Here is a 5,339-nt window from a genome sequence, read left to right as displayed (position 1 = left end):
CTTCAAAGGCGGCAGCGTCGAGGCTTATCGGCAGAACATCCAGGCGATCAGGACGGCAGCCGATAAGGCAGCCGATTGACCAGCAGTGTTCCCGCGTCAGCCCTGCATGCCGGCTAAGGTTCTGGTGCCGGGCGGGTTTGTGAAGCTTTTGGGGCAACGGCATCGGATGTGAGCGATTGCCTGATTCGGTTTTCAGCTCCGTCGTCTATGCCCAAAGCAGACAGTTGATCTCGCACGAATACAAAAGAACAAAAAGAACAGGTTCTCCTGCGTGCATACAAAACATGTTAAGTGCCCGCAGGTTGTGAAAAAGCGCGGAATTACAGCATTGAACTCCGAAATGCCGCATATTCCTTTGTGCTAAAGTACAATAACGTGATCTTCTGCTTGAGCAGGCGAATCTTCGCCCTGTATGGTACAAGTACGAGAAGGCGAATGCTTTCGGATCGCCCGGGACAAGTCCTGGGGACAAGGAGTCGCTTTGACATACGGAGCTGCCAATCTGAACGACGACGCTGCCGGACCGAAGAGCACGCTTGCCACTACGGTCTATCAGCAATTGCGGGACGATCTTCTCGGCGGTGTCCTTGAAGCCGAGAGCAAGCTGCGGGTCGAGTGGGTGGTCTCCAAATATGGAGCCGGCGCCTCGCCTGTCCGCGAAGCCCTCAATCGCCTCGCCTCGGAAGGGCTTCTCGGCCGGCACGACCAGCGCGGCTTCTTCATCATGCCGGTCAGCGCCTCGGAACTCGAGGAGCTGACGCGCACCCGCTGCTGGCTCGAGGAGCGAGCGCTTCGCGAATCCATCACCCACCGCACCGCCGAATGGGAAGAACAGCTCGTGCTGGCGCTGCATCGCCTGGGACGCGCGTCACGTCTGGCACCGCAGAATCTCTTCTCGCTCAATCCCGATTGGGAGAGGCTGCATCGCATCTTCCACAGGGTGCTGATTTCGGCCTGCCGGTCGCAATGGCTGGTGGGCTTTTGCGACCAGCTCTCCGATCACGCCTATCGCTACCGGCAAATGGCCAATGATGGCGAAGGCGTCCAGCGCGACGATTTCGGCGAGCATCGTCTGATCGCCGAATGTGCCCTCGACGGCAATGCCGACGGTGCCGTCGAGGCCCTGCTCAACCACTACCGGTTGACTGCGGCCATGTGCATGAAGCGCTTCGAGCAGGACGAGGAAACGAAAGAAATCGCCGGCAAACGCGCTCGGCGATAGCAGTCGTTTCCTGGCGGGTCTCTTGTGCTCGTTTCTTGCACGCAACCTGCGTCGGCGCGGCCGGCGTGAACCGCTGTCGGCGGGCTTGACGGCGCGGCCAAGAACCGCGAACTCTCGCCGCCGAGGCATGCCGCGACAGGCGCATGCTCAGCGCCGCAGCACCCCAGGGAAGTCTTCATGAGCAATCATCTGTTCGATGCGTTCCGGTCCCGGATGCCGGCGCCAGCGCGCTTGCTGATGGAAACCGATGATGGCCGCTCGATCACCTATGGCGATATGCTGGCCCGCTCGGCGCAGCTTGCGCATGCGCTCCTGCAACTGGATGTCGAGCCCGGTGACCGCGTTGCCGTGCAGGTCGAGAAGAGCCCGGAAGCGGTCATGCTCTATCTCGCCTGCCTGCGCGCCGGCGCCGTCTTCCTGCCGCTCAACACCGCCTACACGCTGGCTGAGCTGGAGTATTTCTTCGGCGACGCGGAACCACGCCTGGTCGTCTGCGATCCGGCAAGAGCGGCCGACATCGGCGCGCTGGCGGAAAAGACGGGCGCCGTCACCGTCACGCTCGGCCGCGATGGCCGGGGATCGCTGACCGAGCAGGCCTCGCGGCTGCCGACGGATTTTCATGACGTGGCGCGCGGGCCGGATGACCTCGCGGCAATCCTCTACACGTCGGGAACCACCGGTCGTTCGAAAGGCGCCATGCTCAGCCACGAGAACCTTGCTTCGAACGCGCGCGTGCTGGTCGAGCACTGGCGTTTCACCGGAGACGACGTGCTGATCCACGCATTGCCGATCTTCCACACGCACGGCCTGTTCGTCGCCACCAACGTCGTCCTGATGGCCGGCGCCTCGATGCTGTTCGAGCAGAAGTTCGATCCGGCCCGCATCGTCTCGCTGCTGCCGCGTGCCACGGCCTTGATGGGGGTGCCGACCTTCTACGTGCGCCTGCTGCAGGATGAGGGGCTGGACCATGAGGCGGCGAAAAACATCCGTGTGTTCATTTCCGGGTCGGCTCCGCTGCTGGCCGAGACGCACAAGGCCTGGCGCGAGCGCACCGGCCACGCGATCCTCGAACGCTACGGCATGACCGAGACCAACATGAACACCTCGAACCCCTATGAGGGCGAGCGGCGCGCCGGGACCGTCGGTTTGCCCTTGCCCGGCGTCACGCTTCGCATCGCCGATCCAGACAGTGGCGCAGCGCTTGCGCAGGGCGAGGTCGGCATGATCGAGGTGAAGGGCCCAAACGTCTTCGGCGGCTATTGGCGCATGCCGGAGAAGACCAAGGCGGAATTCCGCGCCGGCGGTTTTTTCATCACCGGCGATCTCGGCACGATCGACGCCGACGGTTACGTCCACATCGTCGGCCGCGGCAAGGACCTGATCATATCGGGCGGCTACAATATCTATCCGAAGGAACTCGAAAGCGAGATCGATGCGCTCGACGGGGTTAGCGAAAGCGCCGTCATCGGCGTTGCCCATCCGGATTTCGGCGAAGGCGTCACCGCCATCGTCGTGCGGGCGCCGTCTTCGCGGATCACCGGCGCCGAAATTCTCGGTGCCATCGCCGGACGGGTGGCGAAATACAAGCATCCGAAGCGGGTGATCTTCGTCGATGAACTGCCGCGCAACACCATGGGCAAGGTACAGAAGAACCTGCTGCGCGACACCTACAAGGACATATACGCATCATAGTTGCGCGGTGCCCGGGGCAGCGGCGCCTTACTCCTTGCGCGCCCTTTCGACCCGACTGCCGGAGCCCCACAAGGCGCGCTTCAGCAGGTTGCGCTTGCGCGGCACGAGGTTGATGTCGCTGACAAGCTTGGCGCCGCCCTCCCGCCGTTCGAGGGTGATCTTGCGGCTGTGGAAGGCTTCCAGCTCGGCACGGTGCGCCACGCTGATGATGGTGACATCGGGCAATTCGCGGATCACCGTCGCCATCATGGCGTCCTGGCTCTTCTCGTCGAGCGCCGAGGTTGCTTCATCCAGCACGACGATATCGGGGCGGTGCAGCAGCAGGCGCGCGAAAGCGAGACGCTGCTTTTCGCCGCCCGACAGCGTCTGGTCCCATGGCGCTTCTTCCTTGATCCTTTCGGCAAGATAGGCCAAGCCGACCTTGTCCAGGGCGGCCTTGATCTGTTTGATCGTCCACTTGTCCGCGGCCGCGGGATAGGCGACCGCGCGGCGAAGCGTGCCCGAGGGGATGTAGGGGCGTTGCGGCAGCATGAACAGTCGCCTGTCGGCATGAAAATTGACGCTGCCGCCGCCCCATGGCCACAGGCCGGCAACGGCCCGCACCAGCGTCGACTTGCCCGAGCCGGATTCGCCAGCCACCAGCACACGCTCGCCCGGTTCGATCGCAACCTCGGTTTCCTTGACCACGGAGGTGCCGTCGTCGAGCGTGACGGAGAGATCGTCGAGGCTGAGCATCGCACCGTCTTCGGTTTCGCCGTGCTGGATGCGTCCGAGCGCGTCGCTCTGCTCCGCACGCTCGAGCCCGTCGAGCGACATCATCAGCGAGGCGATGCGTCGCGCCGAGGCGTTCCAGTCGGCAAGACGCGGGTAGTTGTCGACCAGCCATCCGAACGCGCCCTGCACGATGGCGAAGGCGGAGGCAGCCTGCATCACCTGTCCGAGCGACATCGAGCCTTCGAGGAATTTCGGCGCGCAAAGCAGGACCGGCACGACCGGCGCAAACAGGCTCGACCCCTGCGACACCAGCGCCGTGCGCATGTGCTGGCCCGTCAGCAGCGCCCATTGCCTGAGCACATGACCGAAATTCCTGTCGATGCCGCTGCGCTCCTCCTCCTCGCCGCCGAGCAATGCGATGCTCTCGCCGTTTTCGCGTACCCGCGTCAGCGTGTAGCGGAATTCGGCTTCCGCCTGGTTCTTCTGCTCGGAGAGGCGGACGAAATGCCGGCCGATGACCACCATCGACGTGGAGGTGATGGCGGCATAGATGACTGCGGTGATGACGAGGAAGCCGGGAATGGTCAGGTTTTCGCCACCGATCGGCAAAGTGAGCGCGCCGCCGATCGTCCACAGCACCACGATGAAGGTCGAGGCCGACAGGAACGCATTGAGGACGCCGGAGATGAAATCGACCGGTGACTCGGTGGCGATCCGCAGATCCTCCGTGAGGCGGGCTTCGGGGTTCGAGTGGTCGCCGGCGACGAGATTCAACTGGTAGTAGCGGCCATTGGCAAGCCAGCGTGCGATGACGGCGGTGGTCAGCCAGGAACGCCAGCGGCGCTGGATCGTCATGCGCAGATAGACCTGCGCGACCACAAGGCCCGCGCTTCCAGCGACGAGCGGCAGGAATATGGCGCTAAGCACATAAACGGTGTGGACGTTGCGTTGCTCGATGGCGTCGAAGAAGGAGCGGTTCCAGACGTTGATCCCGTATTGAAAGCCGACATTGACGCAGATCAGGATCAACAGCCCGATCGTGAGCGGCCAGGCAAGCCCATCGCCCCGCCTGGCCCAGTAGCCGCGCCCGCTGATCCAGAAACGCCGCAGCAGGTATTTCCGGCGCGCCTGCTCGGCTTCTTCGGGCGTCAGTTGCGGATCCGGCTCGACAGCCTCCGGTGGCGGTCCCGGCTGGCCGTCGACCTCGGGGGCAGCTTCGGCAGTCGGCGGTTTTTTTTCGCGCAGATCCTCTTGGCGCGGCCTGTGGTCACGCGGCGCTTGCTGTCGCGGCTTCAAGGCACCGCGCGGTTTGATGCCGTCGGCCTGTTTCAATTTGGGTTTCGCCTCGGACATACGCTCCGACAACGACCTCAAAATCAAAAGGTTTCACGACGACAGCCGATATCAATGCGCAGTGCCGTAGCCGGCTCCAAAAACCTTTTCGCCGCCGATCCAGACGCCCTTCGGGTCGAGATCGTCCGACAGCGCGACAATATCCGCAGCCGTGCCGTTGGCGAATCGGCCAAGCCGGTGCGACTGGCCGATTGCTTGCGCCGGATAGAGCGAAGCCATGCGCAAGGCCTCGGAAAGCTCGACCCCGATGACGCGGTGGGTGAAACGAATGGCCGAGATCATGTCGAGATCGGCGCCCGCCAGCGTTCCGTCGCCGAGCCGCAGGCTGCCATGCCTGCGATAGACGGTACGGCCGTTG

Annotated in this window: 4 protein-coding genes and 1 pseudogene; 3 read left to right on the top strand and 2 right to left on the bottom strand. The window is 63.6% G+C overall.

Features of this window, described 5'->3' with window-relative positions; all coding sequences use genetic code 11:
• The 3 genes and pseudogenes from EN884_RS40315 to EN884_RS24505 form a co-directional block, all read left to right on the top strand.
• A pseudogene (locus EN884_RS40315) lies at nucleotides 1-79 on the top strand (ribulose-phosphate 3-epimerase); the annotation flags it as partial.
• Between the two features lie 402 nt (nucleotides 80-481).
• Nucleotides 482-1,222, top strand: a complete 741-nt coding sequence (locus EN884_RS24510; RefSeq protein WP_024502152.1) for a GntR family transcriptional regulator — start codon at nucleotides 482-484, stop codon at nucleotides 1,220-1,222.
• A 177-nt stretch (nucleotides 1,223-1,399) separates the two neighbouring features.
• Nucleotides 1,400-2,914 (top strand): malonyl-CoA synthase, encoded by a 1,515-nt coding sequence (locus EN884_RS24505; RefSeq protein WP_063169679.1) that lies wholly within the window; start codon nucleotides 1,400-1,402, stop codon nucleotides 2,912-2,914.
• Nucleotides 2,915-2,941: 27 nt separating this feature from the next.
• Here the strand turns inward: EN884_RS24505 and EN884_RS24500 are convergent, their stop codons facing one another.
• Both EN884_RS24500 and EN884_RS24495 read right to left on the bottom strand, forming a co-directional pair.
• Nucleotides 2,942-4,981 carry an ABC transporter ATP-binding protein/permease gene (locus EN884_RS24500; RefSeq protein ID WP_063169680.1) on the bottom strand — a complete coding sequence of 680 codons (2,040 nt, stop codon included), beginning with the start codon at nucleotides 4,979-4,981 and terminating at the stop codon, nucleotides 2,942-2,944.
• Between the two features lie 51 nt (nucleotides 4,982-5,032).
• Nucleotides 5,033-5,339: amidohydrolase family protein (locus tag EN884_RS24495; RefSeq protein WP_164895132.1), on the bottom strand; the 307-nt coding region annotated here is incomplete at its 5' end.

Source organism: Mesorhizobium sp. M7A.F.Ca.AU.001.01.1.1 (assembly GCF_004022735.1).
Lineage (GTDB): Bacteria > Pseudomonadota > Alphaproteobacteria > Rhizobiales > Rhizobiaceae > Mesorhizobium > Mesorhizobium ciceri.
This window is presented reverse-complemented; position numbering and strand designations above follow the sequence as displayed.

Excerpts from the sequence above, each read along its gene's own strand:
- EN884_RS24500 (WP_063169680.1), bottom strand. The coding sequence starts at position 4,981 with ATGTCCGAGGCGAAACCCAAATTGAAACAGGCCGACGGCATCAAACCG.
- EN884_RS24505 (WP_063169679.1), top strand. The coding sequence starts at position 1,400 with ATGAGCAATCATCTGTTCGATGCGTTCCGGTCCCGGATGCCGGCGCCA.